Origin of the sequence: Corynebacterium sp. HMSC073B01 (genome assembly GCF_001838255.1) — a bacterium.
In the GTDB taxonomy this organism is placed as follows: domain Bacteria; phylum Actinomycetota; class Actinomycetes; order Mycobacteriales; family Mycobacteriaceae; genus Corynebacterium; species Corynebacterium jeikeium_D.
In genome coordinates, this window is record NZ_KV836187.1 from 125,022 (window position 1) to 144,628 (window position 19,607).

Below are 19,607 nucleotides of genomic sequence, written 5' to 3' on the forward strand. Positions count from 1 at the left end.
CGGTCAGGGTGCATCACGGTCACGGCGGGGCGAAAAGTCACTTCTTAATTAAGGGGCCGGCCCCCCGCTTGCTCTCCCACCAGGACTCGAACCTAGAATGCCGGTACCAAAAACCGGAGTGTTGCCATTACACCATGGGAGAATGGGGCAAACGCGAAAAATTGCATGGCTGATTCGACTCAGCCAACTCGCTTGCGCCTGCGATATACGATAGCAAGACTTTAGCCACTAATCTAAAAGCATGGCCTCCAATTCTCCGAGACGACGTATGACCGGTCCACAGCGCAAAGCTCAGCTGACAGAAGTCAGCCGTGGAATCTTTGCCGCCAAGGGGCTTGATGCCGCCTCAATGGAGGAGATCGCTGCCGCAGCTGGGGTATCAAAGCCGGTTGTCTACGAGCATTTCGGTACCAAAGAGCGGCTCTACCAGGCAGTCGTCGACCAGGAGATGAAGACCCTGGAGGCCACGATTAGGGAAGCGTTGTCCCTGGGACGCTCGCGTTACCGCATCGAACAGGCGGTGTTGGCACTGCTGACTTATGTGGAGGAAAACCCGGAGGGATTCTCCATTATTTCTCGCGACCCCGGCGTGGCGGGTGGCTATGAGACGCTGCTGAATAATGCCACTGAGTCGATTACGCCTATCCTTGCCGAGGCTTTCAAACGCGCCGGCTTCGACCCGGCCATGTCGGTGCTCTACGGAAACTGCATGGTCGGTATGGTTTCGCAGACCGCTCGCTGGTGGATGGAGAAGCGCAGTCCGGATAAGGAGACGGTGGCGGCGCACATCGTGAACCTGTGTTGGAACGGGCTGGCCGGCATGGAGGGTTCTCCGACTCTGCATGGTTCCGCTGATGTGCCAGCGGCCGCTGAGGGCGCGAAGTTTGGAGCAGGTGCTGCAGCGGACCCGATGCAGGTGGCGGAGAACGGCTAACCAGCACGCAGGGTGGATCCGGGGTGCATGGTTATATTGGGGCTATGCCAACTTCTGCGTCTTCCTCGGCGAAAGCCACACCCAGCATTCTGCCGAACCCGCTGTCGGGGCTGGAAAGCCTCGTTGTCACGGATCCTCAATTTGTCGGCGTGCTCGGGCGCATCGGCGAAGACGAGCTGGCGCTCACGGGTGCGGACGCGGTGCGTTCGCACCTTATTTACGCCATGTCCACGAAGGTGCCGGTGCTGGTCGTCACGGCTACCGGCCGTGAGGCGGAGGACCTGACTGCCGAGGTCAAGTCGATGATCGGCGATCGTGTAGCTATGTTCCCCTCGTGGGAGACGCTCCCGCATGAGAAGCTTTCGCCAGCGGTGGATACCGTGGCGCAGCGTCGTAAGGCGCTTTACGACGTTCGCCGGGGCAAGGTCGACGTTCTGATTGCGGCGGTGCGCTCGTTGGTGCAGCCGATTGTGGACGACCTTGAGGCTGAAGCCAGCGCCCCCATTCACGTCCAACTGGACCGGGACTGCGAGAACCTGGTTGAGCGGCTGGTGCATCACGGCTATTCGCATGTGGACATGGTCGGCAGGCGTGGCCAGTTTGCCGTGCGTGGCGGCATCGTCGATGTTTTCCCTGCGACCGAAGAGCTGCCGGTACGTATCGAGCTCTGGGGTGACGAGGTCACCGACCTGCGCGCCTTTTCCGTCGCTGACCAGCGCACGATCTCTGAGGTAGAGGTCGACCAGCTGGATATCTTCCCGTGTCGTGCACTGCTTATCGACGACGACGTGAAGGCCGCCGCGGAGAAACTCGCCACCACGCGCTCGGGTCAGGTCCAAGAAATGCTCACCCGCATCGGCGATGGCCAGTGGGTGGAGGGCATGGAATCGCTGATTCCGCTGATTAGTCAGCATCCGATGAAGATGCTCACCGAGGTCATGCCGGAGAAAACGCATGTGCTCATGTGCGGGCCGGAGCGCATTCGCTCCCGCGCACAAGACTTGATCAGTGCAGGCGAGGAGTTTATGGCCGCAGCGTGGGAAACTGCTGCGATGGGTGGCTCGGCGCCAATCGCCACGGATGGGCTGGAGCCCAGCGCGTACCGCAGCTTGGCCTCTATCCCGATGCCCACTTCGTGGCATATTTCCCCGCCCGGCATGTTGGAGGCGGGAGTCACCGAAGATGATGTGCTGCCACTGACCTTCGAGCCTGGGCCCGCGCCACGCGGCGACTTAAAGGAAATTGGTCACCTGATGAAGCAGCTGCGCGATGCCACGGTCGCGGGGGAGCGAGTGGCGTACGTGGCGGCGACGCCCGCGGGGGCGCGTCGGCAAGCGGAAAAGTTTAGGGAAGCCGGAATTGCGACGCGCATGGCGGCGGGCCCGGAGTATCCCGAGTCCGGAAGAATTACGGTCTACCAGGGTGTTTTGCACGGTGGCCTGGTGTTCCCGCGAATCCCCGGTGGCGCGCTGACTCTGATTACCGAGCAGGACATCACAGGTAACCGCATCGCGGAAGGCGCGCTTGGTGGGCGCCGCAAGCCAGCGAAGCGCCGTGGTCAGGTGGATCCGCTGGCGCTGAAGGCCGGTGACTATGTCGTGCACGACACGCATGGCATTGGTCGGTTTGTGAAGCTCACTGAGCGCACCATCGGCACGGGCGAGGATCAGGCTCGCCGCGAGTACGTGGTGCTCGAGTACGCACCGAGCAAGCGCGGAGGCCCCTCGGACCAGCTCTACGTGCCGATGGAGAGCCTGGATTTGCTGTCGCGCTATGTCGGCGGTGAAAAGCCCGCGCTGTCGAAGATGGGCGGCTCGGACTGGAAGTCCACCAAGCGCAAGGCCCGTGGCGCTGTCCGCGAGATTGCGGAAGAGCTGGTCAAGCTCTACGCCGAGCGCCAAGCCGCGCCGGGCCACGCGTTCGCGCCGGATACGCCATGGCAGCAGGAGATGGAGGATAACTTCCCCTTCACCGAGACTGAGGACCAGCTTCAGGCCATCGACGAAATCAAGTCCGACATGGAAAAGCCGGTGCCGATGGATCGCGTGCTCATCGGCGATGTCGGCTACGGCAAGACCGAGGTGGCACTGCGTGCTGCCTTCAAGGCTGTTCAAGATGGCCGTCAGGTAGCAGTGTTGGTGCCAACTACGCTGTTGGCACAGCAGCATTTGACCACTTTCACTCAGCGTATGGAGGGCTTCCCGGTCACCATCCGTGGACTGTCCCGCTTTACCTCGCCGAAGGACTCCAAGGAGGTCCTCGAAGGGCTGAAGAACGGGACGGTCGACATTGTTATCGGCACGCATCGTCTCCTGCAGACCGGCGTGCAGTGGAAAGAACTCGGCCTGGTCATCGTTGACGAGGAGCAGCGTTTCGGCGTCGAACACAAGGAACACATCAAGGCGCTACGGCACCACGTCGACGTGCTCACCATGTCCGCAACGCCAATTCCGCGCACGCTCGAAATGTCGATTGCCGGCATCCGCGAGATGAGCCAGATTCTCACCCCGCCGCAGGATCGTCACCCGGTGCTGACATACGTCGGCGCGCAGTCCGACAAGCAGGTCGCCGCTGCTATCAGGCGAGAGCTGCTTCGCGACGGACAGGTGTTCTACCTGCATAATAAGGTGGAAACCATTGACAAAGTCGCCCAGAGTATCCGCAATTTGGTGCCCGAGGCCCGCGTGGTAGTGGCCCACGGTCAGATGGGGGAGGAGCAGCTGGAGCGCACGGTCGATGGCTTCTGGCAGCGCGAGTACGACGTGCTGGTGTGTACCACCATCGTGGAGACCGGCCTGGATATTGCCAACGCCAATACGTTGATTGTGGAAAACGCCCACCATATGGGTCTTTCCCAGCTGCACCAGCTGCGTGGTCGCGTGGGCCGTTCCCGTGAGCGCGCCTATGCCTACTTCCTCTACCCGGAAAATCAGACGCTGACGGAGACTTCCTACGACCGTCTGTCCACGATTGCGCAGAACAATGACTTGGGTGCCGGTATGGCTGTGGCCATGAAGGACCTGGAAATGCGCGGTGCCGGAAATATCCTCGGTGCGGAGCAGTCCGGTCACATTGCCGGTGTCGGCTTCGATATGTACGTCCGACTGGTTGGCGAGGCCGTGGCCGCGCTGAAGGCAGTGGCTGATGGTGAAACTCCGGATGCTTCCGATAACGAACCGAAGGAAGTTCGGATCGATTTGCCGGTCGATGCGAATATTCCGGCCGAATATGTGTCGTCGGAACGCCTGCGTCTAGAGGCGTACCGCAAATTTGCTGCCGCCAGTGCGCTGGACGATATCGACGTAGTGCTCGAAGAGCTCGTTGACCGTTACGGAACCCCACCCATTGAGGTGGAGAGACTGGCGGTTATTTCACGACTTCGAATTATTTGCCGGGAATTCGGCGTGCATGAAGTTCAAGCCATGGGTGCGCACATTAGAATAACCCCTATGGAGCTTGCTGACTCCAAGCAGGTGCGTCTCAAGCGCCTGTATCCACAGGCGACCTATCGTGCGGCAACGCGCACGGTTTCCGTCGGAATGCCGAAGGAAGGGCGAGGGTTGCGGGCAAAACCTGTCCGCGATATTGCATTGGTGCAGTGGGTAGCAGACTTCTTGACATCGATGGCGGGAATTCCACGTATGGATATCTCGCACATGGGAAAGGACTAGAAACCGTATGACTATCATCAAGCTCGATAGCCGCTTTCCAACTGCGATTCCGCTGGAAGCCGCTAGCCTGCTGACCGGTGAAGTCAGCTACACCGAAGAAGTCCCGATCCGTGTGCGTTGGGCAATTGCCGACGCCGGTGGGCACTCGGTGTCCCAGGCGGAGATTCTGGTCACCACCGATATGGGAAACGACGAGGTACTCGATCGCCTCGATGCGGGCGAGAAGGTCTACTCGGTCGAGCTGGATGATGCGCCGGACCCAGCAGCTCCGGCAGCTCGGGTTGTGGCGGCTCCCCAGCAGGACTCGGTGCAAGAACCTGAGCCAGAACCGGTTGCAGAGCCAGGGGCAGAGCCTGTTGCAGAACCGCTGACTCCGCAGGAACAGCTTGCCGCAGCTCGTCTGCCCCACGTCGTCGAGGCCGTGGACATCATGGCGGCAGCACGGCGCACGGGGCAGTGGGAAGCTCGCCAGACGCACAAGAGCCTGCTGCCGTATCTCATTGAAGAGACTTACGAGTTTGTCGACGCAGTCAACGAGGGCGGTGACATTCGTAGCGAGCTGTCAGATTTGCTGCTGCAGATCCTCTTCCACGCTGAAATCGCGGAGGGCTTCGACTTCGACGATGTGGCGACCGACTTTATTTTGAAGATGCGCGCTCGTCAGCCGTACCTCTTCGACGGCACTGTGGCCGAGGGAGAGATGGTGTCGGAGGAAGAACAGGAGCGACTGTGGGCTTACGGCCGCGGACGTCCGCGCTCGAACCCGGCCACACAGCTGCCAGCTCTGACTTTGGCTGAGGAAGCCATCCGCCGCGCACGTGCGCAGGGACTGTCCGATGCAGACATTCCAGTGGAGATTCTGGTCCCGACCCCGGGGCTGGAGACTGAGTCCGGTGCTGAAGAGCGGACCCGACAGGCTTCACGCGCATTCCTGGCTGAGCTGGCTCAGATGGAGAATCAGCAGGCCGGCAGTGTTGAGCAGTGGGCAGCGGGCAGCGAAGATAACGAAGAGGCTGAGGACCTCGGCCCGTCGGAAAGCGACAGCTAGTTTCCAGTAAAAGTGATTTCTGTCCTCGAGTTTGAGTGATTTTTACGGTTTAACCCGTAGAGTAATTCCCCATGCCTTCTAATTCTCCCTTTGATGAATACGCGCACCCCGCACCCCGCGGGGCGAAGTCGCGTGGCCGCAGTAAGGGGAAAAAGAAGTCCTCGCGAGGATGTGGCTGCCTCGGTCTAACCTCCCTGGCGGTGCTGATTATCATTGGCACGGTTGGGGCGTTGGCGATGTTCACTGGACCCGTTATCCCGTCGTTGACCAAGAAGCCGATTCCGGAAAATGTGCCGCCTGCTGCGGCTGAGCCACCGCCGATGATTGATGTCAACGCGCCCGGGCGCACCTCGGAGCAGCTCCGACAGTGGGCGCAGCAGATTTCCCCGAAGACTGGTATTTCTGAGGACGCTCTCCGCGCCTACGGCAACGCATATGTGATTGCGACCGAACAGTTCCCGAACTGCCACCTGGAGTGGAACACGCTTGCGGGACTGGGCAAGGTGGAGACTAATCACGGCACGTACTCGGGCAATTGGCTCAAGCCGGCGCATATCGGTGCCGATGGGGTAGTGCGCCCGACGATTATCGGTCCGCCGCTGGACGGCACGAGTGGGTTTGCTGAGGTTCTTGATACTGACAACGGCGAACTCGACGGTGACACAGAGTACGACCGCGCTGTGGGGCCGATGCAGTTTATTCCCGAGACCTGGCATCGCTTTGCGATGGATGCTTCTGGTGATGGTGTCGCCGACCCCAACAACATCGACGACGCAACTGCGACCACGGCACGGATGCTCTGCAGTGGGGAACGCGACCTCGCCACCCCGGAAGGGTGGGCATCTGCAATTCGCTCGTATAACCAGTCTGAGCAGTATCTTCGCGATGTTCGGGACGCTGCGGCGAACTATGCGCTGAATCAGCCCGCATAGGGTGAAAAGGATTTAAGGCGAAGGTTGGCAAACCGTGCCACAATTGGAGTCATGTGCCGGAACGGTTCCGGCGGAAAGGTGACCTATGGCTGCAATCATCGAGTTGAACGCACGCGAAATTCTGGACTCCCGTGGTAACCCGACCGTTGAGGTTGAGGTGCTGTTGGAAGACGGCGCTGTGGGCCGCGCTGCGGTTCCGTCCGGTGCCTCCACCGGTGTTCATGAGGCACACGAGCTCCGCGATGGCGGAGACCGTTACCTGGGCAAGGGTGTCGAGAAGGCTGTCCGCGCTGTGCTCGAGGAGATTGAGGACGCAATTATTGGCCTCGAGGCTGAGGACCAGCGTCTGGTTGACAAGACCATGATTGAGCTGGACGGCACCGACAACAAGTCCCGCCTGGGTGCTAACGCAATCCTGGGTGTTTCCATGGCTGTTGCCAAGGCTGCTGCTGAGTCCGCTGGCCTGGATCTGTTCCGCTACGTCGGCGGCCCGAACGGTCACGTTCTGCCGGTTCCGATGATGAACATCCTCAACGGTGGCGCACACGCTGACTCCGGCGTTGACGTCCAGGAGTTCATGATTGCACCGATCGGTGCCCCGACCTTCAAGGAAGCACTGCGCGTCGGTGCTGAGGTCTACCACGCACTCAAGAAGGTCATTAAGGACAAGGGCCTGTCCACTGGCCTCGGTGATGAGGGCGGCTTCGCTCCGTCGGTTGACTCCACCAAGGCTGCTCTTGACCTGATTGTTGAGGCAATTGAGGCTGCAGGCTACAAACTGGGCGACGATGTCGCTCTGGCTCTCGACGTTGCTTCTTCCGAGTTCTTCAAGGACGGCAAGTACCACTTCGAGGGCGGCGAGCACACCGCTGAGGAGATGGCAGCTGTCTACGCTGACCTGGTTGAGAACTACGCCATCGTCTCCATCGAGGATCCGCTGCAGGAGGATGACTGGGAGGGCTACACCACCCTGACTGCTCAGCTTGGTGACAAGGTCCAGATCGTCGGCGACGACTTCTTCGTCACCAACCCGAAGCGTCTGGCAGAGGGCATTGAGAAGAAGGCCGCTAACGCTCTGCTGGTCAAGGTCAACCAGATCGGTACCCTGTCCGAGACCTTCGAAGCCGTCGCAATGGCTCACAACGCCGGCTACAAGTCCATGATGTCCCACCGCTCCGGTGAGACTGAGGACACCACCATCGCTGACCTGGCCGTCGGCCTGAACTGTGGCCAGATCAAGACCGGTGCTCCGGCTCGCTCCGAGCGCGTTGCTAAGTACAACCAGCTGCTGCGCATCGAGGAGTACCTGGGTGACGCTGCTGTCTACGCTGGTCGCAGCGCATTCCCGCGTTTTAAGTAAAGAGCTGAGGCGCTGCGAAAGCTGCGTCTAGCACTGCCCGTCCGCACCACGCACGTGGTGGTGGGCGGGTTTTTGTTATTTCATCGGCTGGCGGTCGGGTAGAGTGTGGGACATGAGTGCATCGGACCGATCTCGCCGCGGAACACAGTCGCGCCCTGCAGGGGCGGGGCAGCGTTCGGCAGCGGCAATCGCATCGGGAATGCGCTCGCTGAGCACAGCACAGAAGATCGGCATTGGTCTGCTGGTGCTTTTCTTAGTATCTGTTCTCGCAATTCCGCTGCGGACTTTTGCACAACAGCAGGCGGATGTAGCCGCAACGCAGGACAATATTGCTCGCATGGAACAGCGAATTAAGCAGTTAGAGGATGAAAAGGAGCTTTACTCCAACCCTGCCTATGTTAAGGAGCAGGCACGTCTGCGCCTGGGGCTGGTAGAGCCGGGGGAGACCCCATTCCGTATCCTCGATCCGGCCGTGGGCGAACAGCCTGTGACGCAGCCGGAGGAAATTCCGCAGCACCAGGCCAAGAAGTGGTACGAGACTCTGTGGGATTCCATTTCCATCCCGCCCGAACCCGAAGAGACTCGCCCTAATCCGGGGCGCGATCAGGCAACGAGGCCAGAGAGCTTGCCGACGGTACCGGAGTCCTAAACCTCCATACGGCTACCTGAGCCTCTCGGTGAGGTTGCATGCGCGGCGGAGTGTGCCGTCGTAAAGCGAAACAACGCGCTTGTAAGGCGACTGTGAGATTATGTGTCAGTAAAACGGAAGCAAAAGGAGTGTGACCGATGTCTGTGGATACCGCAGATTTGGAAGTGATAGCGGAGCAGCTCGGACGTGAACCGCGCGGTGTAGTGGACATCTCTTACCGCAGCCCCGACGGCACTCCTGGTGTGGTCAAGACGAAGCCGCGCTTGGACGATGGCACTCCGTTTCCCACGCTCTTTTACCTAACTGATCCGCGACTCACCGCCGAGGCCTCCCGGTTGGAGACGACCGGCGTGATGAAAGAAATGACCGCGCGTCTGGAAAGCGACGAAGACCTCGCCGCCGATTACCAGCGCGCGCACGAGGCGTTTCTGGCAGAGCGCAATGAGATGGAAGACCTAGGCACGGACTTCTCCGGTGGCGGAATGCCGACGCGCGTGAAGTGCCTCCACGTTCTTATTGCCTACGCGCTGGCCAAGGGGCCGGATCACTTCCGACTGGGTACTGAGTCGGTGGCGCTGGCGGCGGAGAACGAGAAACTGCGCGGCACCGCGATTCCTGCAGATTGGCCCACGATTGCCGAGCTCGGTATTGCGTATCCGGGGGTGGAGGGATAAATGACGACCCTCGCTGCCGTCGACTGCGGCACTAATTCGCTTCGCCTGCTTATCAGCCGGGTCGAGGTTGTCGATGGAGTTCTCGAAATCACAGAACTGCACCGACTGATGGAAATCGTCCGCCTTGGCCAGGGCGTGGATGCCACTGGCATGCTGGCTCCAGAGGCGCTGGAGCGCGTGCGGGAGGCTCTGACGAAGTATGCGGAGCTTATGCAGGTCGAAAAAGTGCAAGCAGTCCGAATGGTGGCGACATCGGCGACACGCGACGCAAGCAACCGCGACGATTTCTTCGCCATGACCCGCGAGATTCTCGCTCCGTGGGGTGCAGAGGCCGAGGTCATTTCCGGCGACGAGGAAGCCGCGCTGTCCTTCCGCGGGGCGGTAGATGACTTGGAGCCCGAGCTCGGTCCGTATTGCGTCATTGACGTCGGCGGTGGCTCCACCGAGGTTATTGTCGGTGACCACGATGGTACGGTAGCCGGCTCTGATTCCGTGGCCATGGGCAGTGTGCGCTTGACCGAGCGGTTCCTGCAGACCTCGCCACCGACGGCGGAACAGGTCCAGGAGGCGCGTTCGTATGTTGCGGAGCTGGCCGACGAGATTGTTGCGAAGGTGCCTGTCGACAAGGCTCGCACCATCGTCGGCTGCGCCGGGACCTTCACCACGCTGTCGGCGCTGGCACAGGGGCTAGAAACCTACGACCCGGAGGCAATCCACCTGTCGCAGCTGCGCTTTGCGGCGTTGCGTGCGCTGACCGCGTCCGTGATTGAGACCGACGCGGAATCGCTCGCTGCCAATCCCGTGATGCATCCGAAGCGCGCGGATGTCTTCGCCGGCGGTTCCATCATTGTGGACGGTCTGATGGACATGTTTGAGGCGCTGCCGCTTTCCGAGGCAGCGAAGGAAGAGCAGCGCTTTTTCTACATCAGCGAGAAGGATATCCTCGACGGAATTGTGGCGAGTTTGGTAGACACCCATATCGCCCATTAATCTTTCTTAGGGGCCCCTATAGCCCAATTGGCAGAGGCAGAGGACTTAAAATCCTTTCAGTGTGGGTTCGAGTCCCACTGGGGGCACCAAAAGGCCAGGTCAGAGAGTTTTCTGACCTGGCCTTTTGCTATTTGTGCGCGCTACATGCGGATTACGGCAGGACGTTGAACTTCTTGCCGAGGACAAGTGCCGTGTTGAACACCTTCGAGTACAGCTCACGCGGCATCTGCGGCATCGATACCGGGGAAAGACGCTGCACGGTCACCGTCTGCTCATCGGTGTACTTCAACAAACCGCCCGCTGCTTGACGACGGCCCACACCCGAATCCTTGAAACCACCCATCGGGGCATCGACAGACGCGAAGGCCGCAGCAAAACCATCGTTGACATTGACAGTGCCGGCCTCAAGCTGTGGAGCCAGCTCCTTTGCGCGACGCGGGGAGGTCCACAGCGAAGCGTTGAGGCCATAACGGGAATCGTTGGACTTGGCGATAGCCTCGTGGACATCCGAGACGCGCTGGAGGACTACCACCGGTCCGAATACCTCTTCGGTCAGCAGGGCGACGCCCTCCGGGACGTCGGTAAGCACGGTCGGCTCGTAGAACAGCGGTCCCAGATCCGGGCGAGGACGACCACCGGTCAGCACGGTGGCGCCGGCCTCGATGGCCTCGTCGACCATGGACTTGACGATGTCGAACTGGCCCTGCGACTGCAGACAGCCCATCTCGGTTTCCCACTCGTAGCCAGCGCCGATGGACATTGCCTTCACGCGGTCGGTGAATGCCGGGACGAACTCGTCCCAGACGGAGTCCACGACATAAATTCGCTCAATGGATACACACAGGTGACCGGAGTTGGTGAAGCAGCCAATGCGTGCGCCCTCGACCGCGCGGTTGATGTTGGCATCTTCAGCGACAATCAGCGGGTTCTTGCCGCCGAGCTCCGCGGAGAAACTGATCAGGCGTTCGCCGCACTGCTGTGCCAGCGAGCGGCCGGTCTCGGAGGAGCCGGTGAACATCAGGAAGTCACACTGGCCGACAATGCCCTGGCCGACAACGCGACCGGGTCCTGGAATGACCTGGAAGAGATCCTCCGGAAGGCCAGCGCGGTAGAGCAAATCGACAGCGAAGAGAGCGGTAAACGGAGTGGTGCTGTCCGGCTTGAGCACGATGGCGTTACCGGCCATCAGTGCAGCCAGCGCATCGGAAACCGCGAGGGTCAGCGGGTAGTTCCACGGAGCAATAACACCGACGACGCCCTTTGGGTGGTGGTAGACGGTGGTCTTGGAAAGTACCGGGACCGCGCCGTGCGCTCGCTTCGGCTCAAGCAGTTTCGGGCCCTGATTGCCGTAGTAGCGGGCGGTGATAGCGGTGTGTACGAGCTCCTCGTGGGCACTGGCGCGGTTTTTACCGGTCTCGGCCTGCAGCAGGTCCAGCACCTGGTCGCAGTGGGTAAAGAGCAGGTCGTGGAAGTGGTGCAGCACTTCGCCGCGCTTTTCCGGCGCCATGCGGGCCCACTTCTTCTGCGCGGCACGGGCACGCTTGAAGGCCTCGTCGACATCGGCCTGGGTACCGACAGGAATCTGCGCCAGCTCCTGGCCGGTAAATGGTGCCGAGATAGTGGCGGTCTTCGACTTATCAGCTACCGTGACGCGCTGAAGAAGGCGGGCAACGAGCTCGTCGTTAAGCGGATTGCGGATGGTAGTTCGGTTTGTCGTAGCAGTAGATGCTGTCATGGCACAGATACTACTGTTGCGCGGCGCCCCGAGATAGTAAATTTGGCAAAACTACAAAAACTTAGAAAACTTTAGTAAGTAGTCCAGCCCATCCGACGGTTGCGGTCCGGGTCGCGCGGGCCATCGTTGCCGAACTCGAACGGTTCGTGGCCGTCGACATCGCCGTAGCGCATCTCCGGGTCATCATCCAGATCGTCGTCGACGTCGATGTCCGGCTTTTCCTCGGCCAACCGCTTGCCGAGAGTGTCATGCGGAGAAGCGCCCCGCCAGCGGTCCGGCGGATCCATTACATAATTCTCGCCATCACCGGTGAGGAAGTCGCCATCGAGTCCCTCTGAGCCATCGAGCGTGGTCTCGTCGAAATCACCAGTGGTATCCGGATCGTAGTCAAGGCCATCAGACATCTTGACCAACCTCCTGTTTCGTAATCACTCATGTGGTGCCCACGCCTGGCGACTGTGAGTTTTTCCGCGATTACAAAATCACCGCCAGCAGGCGAGGAATTACCTTGATACTAACTGTTTTTCAGGGTTGGGAACAATACCTTTACATCGCCCGTTGTAGAAAGTGTAGGCAAACGTAAGCGCGTGTGCCTGAATACAAAACGTAAGAAAAACTGAGAAAAGAAAGAAGGACGACGTGCGCGAAAGCAGCAATCCTGCATTCAGTTCACTTACTAAGACCGTCGCCCGCGGACAGGCGGGCGCACATCACTACGGCCAAGGTCAGATGGGCGCTGGCTACGGGGATAACCCGTACCAGTCGCAGGTTGCCGCCGACTACCGTCCGATGACGGTCGACGATGTCGTTTCCAAGACCGGCATCACGCTGGCAACCATCATCGTTTTGGCTGCGGTCAATTTCTTCATTGCCGTCAGTGTCTCCACCAGCCTGGCCATGATTCTGACCATTGTCGGCGCCATCGGTGGTCTGATTACTGTTTTGGTTTCCACCTTCGGCAAGAAGTACGGCTCCGCGCCGGTTACCCTCACCTACGCGGCCTTCGAGGGCCTCTTCGTCGGTGGCATCAGCTTCATGTTCACCGCTCCAATTCAGGGCGTTGCCGCTGGTGCGCTGATTATGCAGGCAGTGCTGGCCACCCTGGGTGTCTTCATCGGTATGCTCTTCGTCTACAAGTCGGGCGCTATCCGCGTGACCCCGAAGTTCACCCGTTTTATGAGCGCGGCTCTGATTGGTGTGCTGGTCCTCATGCTGGGCAACCTGGTGCTCTCCCTGTTCGGCCTGGGCTTCCCGCTGCGTGACGGCGGCATGCTGTCGATCATCTTCTCGCTGGTCTGCATCGGCCTGGCAGCCTTCAGCTTCCTGATTGACTTCGATCAGGCTGACCGCCTGGTCCGCGCTGGCGCTCCGGCTCAGTACGCCTGGGGTGTCGCCCTCGGCCTGGCTGTGACCCTGGTCTGGCTCTACACCGAGATTCTGCGTCTGCTGTCCTACTTCAGGGACTAAACGCTAGAAAACTAACTAACGCACAAGCGCCGGTTAGCCCGTTATTACGGGTTGGCCGGCGCTTTGTTGTTGGCAGTCGACGTATTGACCGATAGGGCTGTGCAGTGTGACGTCGTAAAGCGCGATATCGAAGCGGGAGAGGGCACAAAAAATGGACCGATAGGCCATATGGGCTTCTATCGGTCCAAGAATCGGGCACTGTGGTCCGAAGTTGCCGCCTGGGTTGAGGCGGTCTAACGCCGGGAGCGCTTAGGCGTCCATCTCCGGGTCGTACGGCTCAGCCTTGACCACAGTGACAGACACTTCGTCGCCGCTCGGGGAAGCGTAAGTGCGGGTCTCGCCCTCCTTAGCGCCGACCAGAGCCTTGCCCAGCGGGGAATCGGTGGAGTAGGTCTCCAGGTTCGGGTTGGAGGAGTCAGCGCCACGGGTACCGATGAGGAAGGTCTCGGTGTCGTCTTCGTCGCCGTCGTAGTAGACGTGGACCACGGTGCCGACCAGAGCCACACCGGACTCCTGCGGAATCTCGCCGACGGTGGCGCGCTGGAGCAGGTCTTCGAGGTAGCGGATGCGTGCCTCTTCCTGTCCCTGCTGCTCGCGGGCGGCATCGTAGCCGGCGTTTTCCTTCAAGTCGCCCTCTTCGCGGCGCTCGTTAATCTCGGCGGCGATGACCGGGCGGTTTTCATATAGCGCCTCAAGCTCGCCCTTGAGCTTGTCGTAGGACTCCTGGGTGAGCCATGGGCTATTGTTCTTTGCCTCAGTCATGGTTCCTCCTGTGTTTTGGCTATTTAATACAAAAGCGGCCCCGCTTGGGGCCGTCGGCTGCGTCACAGGATAGCACTGTCACGCCACATGGCAATAACAGGCGCGTCGGAGTGTTGTTGCGCACGCTTTACGACGTGCCGTGAAAGCGCATAATCCTCAGTTGCGAAAGGCGGTTACTTAGCAGGTGCGAGGAGCTCCGGAATGTCGGTGGAGCAGCCGTAGACATCGCCTGCGACGGCCAACTCGCGGGTGGCAATGGGGACGTCCATACGCACCGTAGCGGGGCCGCCGCCCGGAATGAATACGTCGCGACGGCCGACCTCTGCCACGTCATAGTTCAGCGCGTAGATAATGCAGTAGCTATCCAGCTCCGGCTTTTCGCGGGTGACGTCCAGGGTGAAGATGAACTGCTCATCTTCCTTACCTGGAGTGCGGCTCCAGCCCGCTTGCGTTGCAGAGACATCCGGGGCGGAGACGCGGTTCATCTGAACGAAGATGTATGCGCCGGCGATGACGAGCATGCCAACAATAGCGATGACAACCAATTTTGCGGGGAGAGTGCGACTGTTGTCCCCATAGCGCTCGCGCTGCCCGTTAGGCGCTGCGGTATTTCGGGTGTTTCGCTCCGAACTTTCAGCCATGCTTTTTAGCCTATCGGAGTTCTTGGTCGACGTGGTAAAATGTTGACAGTTAAACAATCTTTCTGGTGTGGCGCGGTGTCCTGCTGCTATGTCGTTCCACCGAGTAGCAATGCTGCGTGGTCATATGATGGTGCAGCGCTATAGTGGGGCGGTATTGAAACGGTGCTGTAGTAGCATCGTTGCGGTCGAAGGGCCCCGGCCTCGGCCAGAAAACATGGACTGAGATAGTAGCGGGAGTGACTTCAATTGGCACTTCGTCTGATGGCGATTCACGCTCATCCTGATGACGAATCGAGCAAGGGCGCCGCAACAATGGCCCGATATGTGGCGGAAGGGCATCGCGTCAAAGTGGTGACCTGCACCGGCGGTGAGGCCGGTAGCATTCTCAACCCGGCGATGGATCGGCCGGAGGTGCGGGAGAATATCGCCTCGGTGCGCGTTAACGAAATGGCTGCAGCCGCTGAGATTCTCGGTGTTGAACATGAGTGGCTCGGCTTTACCGACTCCGGTCTGCCTGCGGGTAACCCGGTGCCGGTGCTGTCGCACGGTGTGTTTGCGCGCCAATCGGTCGAGGATGCGACCAAGCCTCTCATTCGGACCATCCGGGAATTCCGCCCGCACGTTGTCATTACTTACGACGAAAACGGTGGTTACCCGCACCCGGACCACATCATGACCCATATCGTGTCCATGCGCGCTTGGCTGGAGTCTGGAACGGATAAGTACCCCGAGCTCGGTGAACCATGGGAAATTTCCAAGCTCTACTACACCCACGGTTTCATCAAGGCGCGTCTCATCGCGCTGGACAACTACTACCGCGACAACGGTTTGGAAAGCCCGCTGGCCGAGTCCTTCCGCCGTTGGACTAAGACTCCCGGCGACATCATGACCCGCGTGACCACGCAGGTTGAGTGCGGCGAATACTTCCAGCAGCGGGATCAGGCGCTGCTGGCGCACGCTACGCAGATCGATCCGAACGGGCCATTCTTCGCCGTGCCGGTAGACATTCAGCAGCGCGTTTGGCCGACCGAAGAGTTTGAGCTTGCCCGCACTCGAGTGCAGACCGAGCTGCCAGAGACCGATCTCTTCGCCGGTATCGACCCCGACGCGGAATAGTCCGGAATTAACGCTAAGCTGGAACTCATGATTGAAAGCTTCGATGCCTTGGCGGCTCGCACGACAATTTTCCTGGCGCAGAACCCCACTGGTCCGCGGGGTGCTGACTTCGGAAAGGCCTCTCCTGTTGGCCTGCTCATCATTGTCGTTTTGCTCATCGTCATCCTGGCTCTCGGCTGGGATCTCTCGCGGCGCGCGAAGCGCATGGCCGCTCGCCGGAAGTTCGCCGAGGCGCACGACATGGATCCCTTCGATTCCGAGGCTGTGGATAAGGCGATGGCTGCAGCAGAGCAGCGTCGTGAAGCGGAGTAGTCAGCGTCAAGGTGTGTGCGCGTGGCTTGACGACGGGTAGTTGCGCGCACCCCTGATTGTTTCCCGTGTGGCGGGATTTGGAGTTCGAATTGCGGGATTCTAGGCAGTGCGCTACAGTCAAGCGCATGCGTATGTGGCGATTTTATTTTTCGAAGGCTCCGGAGGCAGTGACGACATAGTCACAGCCGGCGGCTAATCGTCACGTCGCCACCAACCGGAGCCAAAGGCAGCAGCCCCACCAATAGGGGCGCTGCCTTTTGTCGTATCTACAGCCAAATACATGCGTAACGCCCCAGAGAAAAGAGACCTCAGATGACCCCTCCAACTTCCCTCGAAGCCCCCGCCTCTACCGCGAACCGCCGTGTCGTAGCCTTCCACGACCTGCCCTCCCCAGAAGAGGTCATGGCCAAACAGCCACTGACCCCGAACCTAGTTAACGAAGTGGAGCAGTCGCGACTCGACATCGCCCGCGTCATCGCCCGCGAGGACGATCGCCTGCTGGTCGTTGTCGGCCCGTGCTCCATCCACGACCCCGAGGCCGCCATCGACTACGCCCGCCGCCTGAAGGCCACCGCCGATGAGCTCGACGAGGACCTGCTGGTCGTCATGCGCGTCTACTTCGAAAAGCCGCGCACCACCGTCGGCTGGAAGGGACTCATCAACGACCCCGACCTGGATAGCTCCTTCAAAATCAACAAGGGCCTGCACATGGCCCGCGAAGTGCTCATCGAGGTCCTGCGCACCGGCCTGCCCGCCGGCGCTGAATTCCTCGAGCCCAACAGCCCGCAGTACATCGCCGACGCCGTCTCCTGGGGTGCGATTGGTGCGCGCACCACGGAGTCGCAGGTCCACCGCCAGCTCGCTTCCGGACTTTCCATGCCCATCGGCTTCAAAAACGGCACCGACGGCAACGTCCAGGTCGCCGTGGACTCGCTGGTCTCTGCAGCAAACCCGCACTTCTTCTTCGGCATGAACGACCAGGGCCGCGCCGCCGTCGTCGAAACCGCCGGCAACCACAATTGCCACCTCATTCTCCGCGGCGGCACCTCCGGCCCGAACTGGGACGAGGCATCGCTTAACGACGCCGAAGCCCGCCTGAACAAGGCCGAGCAAACCATCAGCATCATGGTGGATGCCTCCCACGCCAATTCCGGAAAATCCGAGGTACGCCAGGCCGAGGTCGTTGAGGAGCTCGGCAAGCTCATCGGTGCCGGCGACGAGCGCATCACCGGCATCATGATGGAGTCCTTCCTCGAAGCCGGTGCGCAAAAAATTACCGATGGGCGTAAGGGCCTCGTATACGGCAAGTCCGTCACCGATGCGTGCATGGATTGGGAAACCACCGACCGGCTGCTGCGTACGCTTGCGGCAGAAGTTCGGAAGCGTCGGCAGGCACGCGACTAAGCACAAAGTGGCCGTGCCCATTGGGTAGGGTTACATATGTGAAAGAAAACCAGCCGTCCTCACTCCGGCGGATCGCCTATCCGCTCTACGAGCGCAAACTAGCCCAAGAGCTAGAAGGAAAACCTCGCCCCAAGCACGTTGCCATCATGGCCGATGGCAACCGCCGCTGGGCGAGGGAGGCTGGATTCACCGACGTCAGCCACGGCCACCGCGTCGGCTCCCGCAAAATCGCAGAATTCGTCGGCTGGTGCGCCGAGCAGGAAATCGAGCTGGTCACCATCTACCTGCTCTCCACCGAAAACCTCGGGCGCGACCCCGAAGAGCTGGAGTTACTGTTCGACATCATCGCCGACGTCGTCGACGAATTGGCGCAATCGCCTAACGACGTGCGCCTGCGCATGGTCGGCCACCTCGAGCTCCTTCCGGAAAGAATGACCGCCCGGCTACGCCACGACGAAGAAGTCACTGCGAACAACACCGGCATCCAGGTCAACATCGCCGTTGGCTACGGTGGTCGGCAGGAAATCGTCGACGCAGTACGCAGAATCATCCGGGAATCAGTCGCCGAAGGAATTGATGCTTCCGAGCTCGAGGAGAGCATCACCACCGACGCCATTTCTCGCCGCCTCTATACATCCGGACAACCGGACCCCGATCTAGTCATCCGCACTTCCGGAGAACAGCGGCTCAGCGGCTTCCTTCTCTGGCAAACCGCCTACTCCGAGATTTGGTTCACCGATACCTACTGGCCCGAATTCCGCCGCATCGACTTCCTCCGCGCACTTCGAGACTTTTCGCAGCGCTCACGCCGCTTCGGCAAATAACCTCCCTACATCCGGAAAAATTTCCGGATGTTAGAGTTTGCGCATCCGGACCCTCGAAACCTTGTGGTCCCGAGACTTCGTAAGAACTAATGACGCACGCACTCGAGTGGGCAAAATATTTTCCGTAAGGTTCGGCAAGTTCACCTGCTGCCAAATGCGTCGGGCCACCTCGGCCGCAGCTTCGTCGTCAAGCGTGGCGTAATCCGCGAAGTGCGCGCCCGGAGCGCGAAACGCCGTCTGGCGGAGACTGAGGAAACGATTAATGTACCAGCGTTCGATGTCCGCGCGCGGGGCATCGACGTAGACACTGAAATCGAAAAGATCGGAAATCATCAGCGTCGGGCCCGTCTGCAAAACGTTGAGCCCCTCGAGAATGAGAATGTCCGGACGGTCAACATCGACGAACTCATCCGGCACCCGGTCATAGAGCGTGTGCGAATACACCGGGGCCTTCACATGCCGCGCCCCCGACTTCACCGCCGTGACAAACCGCATCAACGCACGCTGATCATACGACTCCGGATACCCCTTGCGCTGCATAATCCCACGGCGATTCAATTCCTCAGAAGGATAGAGGAAGCCATCAGTAGTAACCAAGTCCACCCGCGGATTAGTCTCCCAGCGCTCGAGCAGGACCTGCAGCAAACGCGCCGTCGTTGACTTGCCGACCGCCACCGAACCCGCGACGCCGATAATAAACGGCACCGACGCCCCCTTCGAAGGATTTTCCCCAAGAAAGTTCGACGTTACGGCGTTCAGCTCCCGATGCGCCGCCACACGCATGTGAATCAGACGAGAAAGCGGAAGATAGACCTCGGCGACTTCGTCCAGGTCGATGTTTTCACCGATACCGGAAAGTCGTTCAGCTTCCTCTTCCGTCAGCACCAGAGGCATATTCTTGCGCATTTCGCGCCACTGCTCGCGTTTGAACTCGACGTACGGGCTGGGGGATGTTGCGCGCGTCATACTTCCAATTGTGCCAAGGGGGTGCCGAAAACCGGAAAACGAGTCAATAAAGGGGGCATACCTGAATGGTGCTGCTTTCGTGGTTTGCCCCATAAAGGGCTAGCATGGCCTGTGGCATTGAA

18 protein-coding genes and 2 tRNA genes are annotated in these 19,607 nt (G+C 60.1%); 14 read left to right on the top strand and 6 right to left on the bottom strand.

The window, feature by feature from the left end; translation table 11 throughout:
- Window positions 1-71: 71 nt before the first annotated feature.
- Window positions 72-142 (bottom strand) — tRNA-Gln (locus HMPREF2849_RS10760).
- Window positions 143-241: 99 nt separating this feature from the next.
- On the opposite strand from HMPREF2849_RS10760, the gene HMPREF2849_RS10765 reads away from it, so the two are divergent.
- The 9 genes from HMPREF2849_RS10765 to HMPREF2849_RS10805 all read left to right on the top strand — a co-directional run bounded on the left by HMPREF2849_RS10765 (window position 242) and on the right by HMPREF2849_RS10805 (window position 10,347).
- Complete coding sequence (locus HMPREF2849_RS10765; RefSeq protein WP_101687444.1) at window positions 242-934, top strand: TetR/AcrR family transcriptional regulator; 693 nt, start codon at window positions 242-244, stop codon at window positions 932-934.
- Window positions 935-978: 44 nt separating this feature from the next.
- On the top strand, window positions 979-4,605 hold the full coding sequence (mfd, locus tag HMPREF2849_RS10770; protein ID WP_070862998.1) for a transcription-repair coupling factor: 3,627 nt from the start codon (window positions 979-981) through the stop codon (window positions 4,603-4,605).
- A gap of 7 nt (window positions 4,606-4,612) precedes the next feature.
- On the top strand, window positions 4,613-5,653 hold the full coding sequence (locus tag HMPREF2849_RS10775; RefSeq protein WP_070549398.1) for a MazG nucleotide pyrophosphohydrolase domain-containing protein: 1,041 nt from the start codon (window positions 4,613-4,615) through the stop codon (window positions 5,651-5,653).
- Between the two features lie 71 nt (window positions 5,654-5,724).
- A complete protein-coding gene (locus HMPREF2849_RS10780) occupies window positions 5,725-6,585 on the top strand; it encodes a lytic transglycosylase domain-containing protein (RefSeq protein ID WP_070549396.1) in 861 nt (286 codons plus the stop codon).
- 85 nt (window positions 6,586-6,670) lie between these two features.
- Window positions 6,671-7,945, top strand: a complete 1,275-nt coding sequence (gene eno / locus HMPREF2849_RS10785) for a phosphopyruvate hydratase (RefSeq protein ID WP_048733955.1) — start codon at window positions 6,671-6,673, stop codon at window positions 7,943-7,945.
- Between the two features lie 112 nt (window positions 7,946-8,057).
- On the top strand, window positions 8,058-8,594 hold the full coding sequence (locus tag HMPREF2849_RS10790) for an FtsB family cell division protein (protein ID WP_048733957.1): 537 nt from the start codon (window positions 8,058-8,060) through the stop codon (window positions 8,592-8,594).
- A 137-nt stretch (window positions 8,595-8,731) separates the two neighbouring features.
- A complete protein-coding gene (locus tag HMPREF2849_RS10795) occupies window positions 8,732-9,268 on the top strand; it encodes a DUF501 domain-containing protein (RefSeq protein ID WP_069359271.1) in 537 nt (178 codons plus the stop codon).
- Window positions 9,269-10,258 (top strand): Ppx/GppA phosphatase family protein, encoded by a 990-nt coding sequence (locus HMPREF2849_RS10800; RefSeq protein ID WP_070429660.1) that lies wholly within the window; start codon window positions 9,269-9,271, stop codon window positions 10,256-10,258.
- A 12-nt stretch (window positions 10,259-10,270) separates the two neighbouring features.
- A tRNA-Leu gene (locus HMPREF2849_RS10805) sits at window positions 10,271-10,347 on the top strand.
- Between the two features lie 62 nt (window positions 10,348-10,409).
- Here HMPREF2849_RS10805 and HMPREF2849_RS10810 read toward each other — a convergent pair.
- Together HMPREF2849_RS10810 and HMPREF2849_RS10815 are read right to left on the bottom strand one after the other, a co-directional pair.
- Window positions 10,410-11,993 (bottom strand): succinic semialdehyde dehydrogenase, encoded by a 1,584-nt coding sequence (locus HMPREF2849_RS10810; protein ID WP_048733962.1) that lies wholly within the window; start codon window positions 11,991-11,993, stop codon window positions 10,410-10,412.
- 71 nt (window positions 11,994-12,064) lie between these two features.
- The gene (locus HMPREF2849_RS10815; protein ID WP_048733964.1) at window positions 12,065-12,397 is read right to left on the bottom strand and encodes a hypothetical protein; all 333 of its coding nucleotides are present in this window, start codon (window positions 12,395-12,397) and stop codon (window positions 12,065-12,067) included.
- Between the two features lie 235 nt (window positions 12,398-12,632).
- On the opposite strand from HMPREF2849_RS10815, the gene HMPREF2849_RS10820 reads away from it, so the two are divergent.
- Window positions 12,633-13,460, top strand: a complete 828-nt coding sequence (locus tag HMPREF2849_RS10820; protein WP_048733966.1) for a Bax inhibitor-1/YccA family protein — start codon at window positions 12,633-12,635, stop codon at window positions 13,458-13,460.
- Between the two features lie 249 nt (window positions 13,461-13,709).
- On the opposite strand, the gene greA is transcribed toward HMPREF2849_RS10820, so the two are convergent.
- Both greA and HMPREF2849_RS10830 read right to left on the bottom strand, forming a co-directional pair.
- Window positions 13,710-14,222 carry a transcription elongation factor GreA gene (gene greA / locus HMPREF2849_RS10825; protein WP_049192847.1) on the bottom strand — a complete coding sequence of 171 codons (513 nt, stop codon included), beginning with the start codon at window positions 14,220-14,222 and terminating at the stop codon, window positions 13,710-13,712.
- A 173-nt stretch (window positions 14,223-14,395) separates the two neighbouring features.
- On the bottom strand, window positions 14,396-14,863 hold the full coding sequence (locus tag HMPREF2849_RS10830; RefSeq protein WP_070862999.1) for a DUF4307 domain-containing protein: 468 nt from the start codon (window positions 14,861-14,863) through the stop codon (window positions 14,396-14,398).
- Window positions 14,864-15,124: 261 nt separating this feature from the next.
- Between HMPREF2849_RS10830 and mca the strand changes: the two genes are divergently transcribed.
- The 4 genes from mca to HMPREF2849_RS10850 all read left to right on the top strand — a co-directional run bounded on the left by mca (window position 15,125) and on the right by HMPREF2849_RS10850 (window position 18,519).
- Window positions 15,125-15,979 (top strand): mycothiol conjugate amidase Mca, encoded by an 855-nt coding sequence (gene mca, locus HMPREF2849_RS10835; RefSeq protein WP_070863000.1) that lies wholly within the window; start codon window positions 15,125-15,127, stop codon window positions 15,977-15,979.
- Between the two features lie 27 nt (window positions 15,980-16,006).
- Window positions 16,007-16,291 (top strand): hypothetical protein, encoded by a 285-nt coding sequence (locus tag HMPREF2849_RS10840; RefSeq protein WP_016423190.1) that lies wholly within the window; start codon window positions 16,007-16,009, stop codon window positions 16,289-16,291.
- Between the two features lie 312 nt (window positions 16,292-16,603).
- Window positions 16,604-17,695: a 3-deoxy-7-phosphoheptulonate synthase gene (locus HMPREF2849_RS10845; RefSeq protein WP_070863001.1), complete on the top strand. Its 1,092-nt coding sequence runs from the start codon at window positions 16,604-16,606 to the stop codon at window positions 17,693-17,695.
- Window positions 17,696-17,733: 38 nt separating this feature from the next.
- The gene (locus tag HMPREF2849_RS10850) at window positions 17,734-18,519 is read left to right on the top strand and encodes an isoprenyl transferase (protein ID WP_038626180.1); all 786 of its coding nucleotides are present in this window, start codon (window positions 17,734-17,736) and stop codon (window positions 18,517-18,519) included.
- 30 nt (window positions 18,520-18,549) lie between these two features.
- Here the strand turns inward: HMPREF2849_RS10850 and coaA are convergent, their stop codons facing one another.
- Window positions 18,550-19,485 carry a type I pantothenate kinase gene (gene coaA / locus HMPREF2849_RS10855; protein ID WP_038626177.1) on the bottom strand — a complete coding sequence of 312 codons (936 nt, stop codon included), beginning with the start codon at window positions 19,483-19,485 and terminating at the stop codon, window positions 18,550-18,552.
- Window positions 19,486-19,607 lie beyond the last annotated feature (122 nt).

Coding starts and splice junctions, on each gene's coding strand:
- HMPREF2849_RS10795 (WP_069359271.1), top strand. CDS start 8,732: ATGTCTGTGGATACCGCAGATTTGGAAGTGATAGCGGAGCAGCTCGGA.
- HMPREF2849_RS10800 (WP_070429660.1), top strand. CDS start 9,269: ATGACGACCCTCGCTGCCGTCGACTGCGGCACTAATTCGCTTCGCCTG.
- mca (WP_070863000.1), top strand. CDS start 15,125: ATGGCGATTCACGCTCATCCTGATGACGAATCGAGCAAGGGCGCCGCA.
- HMPREF2849_RS10840 (WP_016423190.1), top strand. CDS start 16,007: ATGATTGAAAGCTTCGATGCCTTGGCGGCTCGCACGACAATTTTCCTG.
- HMPREF2849_RS10775 (WP_070549398.1), top strand. CDS start 4,613: ATGACTATCATCAAGCTCGATAGCCGCTTTCCAACTGCGATTCCGCTG.
- HMPREF2849_RS10845 (WP_070863001.1), top strand. CDS start 16,604: ATGACCCCTCCAACTTCCCTCGAAGCCCCCGCCTCTACCGCGAACCGC.
- coaA (WP_038626177.1), bottom strand. CDS start 19,485: ATGACGCGCGCAACATCCCCCAGCCCGTACGTCGAGTTCAAACGCGAG.
- HMPREF2849_RS10830 (WP_070862999.1), bottom strand. CDS start 14,863: ATGGCTGAAAGTTCGGAGCGAAACACCCGAAATACCGCAGCGCCTAAC.
- HMPREF2849_RS10810 (WP_048733962.1), bottom strand. CDS start 11,993: ATGACAGCATCTACTGCTACGACAAACCGAACTACCATCCGCAATCCG.
- HMPREF2849_RS10815 (WP_048733964.1), bottom strand. CDS start 12,397: ATGTCTGATGGCCTTGACTACGATCCGGATACCACTGGTGATTTCGAC.
- HMPREF2849_RS10765 (WP_101687444.1), top strand. CDS start 242: ATGGCCTCCAATTCTCCGAGACGACGTATGACCGGTCCACAGCGCAAA.
- greA (WP_049192847.1), bottom strand. CDS start 14,222: ATGACTGAGGCAAAGAACAATAGCCCATGGCTCACCCAGGAGTCCTAC.
- HMPREF2849_RS10790 (WP_048733957.1), top strand. CDS start 8,058: ATGAGTGCATCGGACCGATCTCGCCGCGGAACACAGTCGCGCCCTGCA.
- eno (WP_048733955.1), top strand. CDS start 6,671: ATGGCTGCAATCATCGAGTTGAACGCACGCGAAATTCTGGACTCCCGT.
- mfd (WP_070862998.1), top strand. CDS start 979: ATGCCAACTTCTGCGTCTTCCTCGGCGAAAGCCACACCCAGCATTCTG.
- HMPREF2849_RS10780 (WP_070549396.1), top strand. CDS start 5,725: ATGCCTTCTAATTCTCCCTTTGATGAATACGCGCACCCCGCACCCCGC.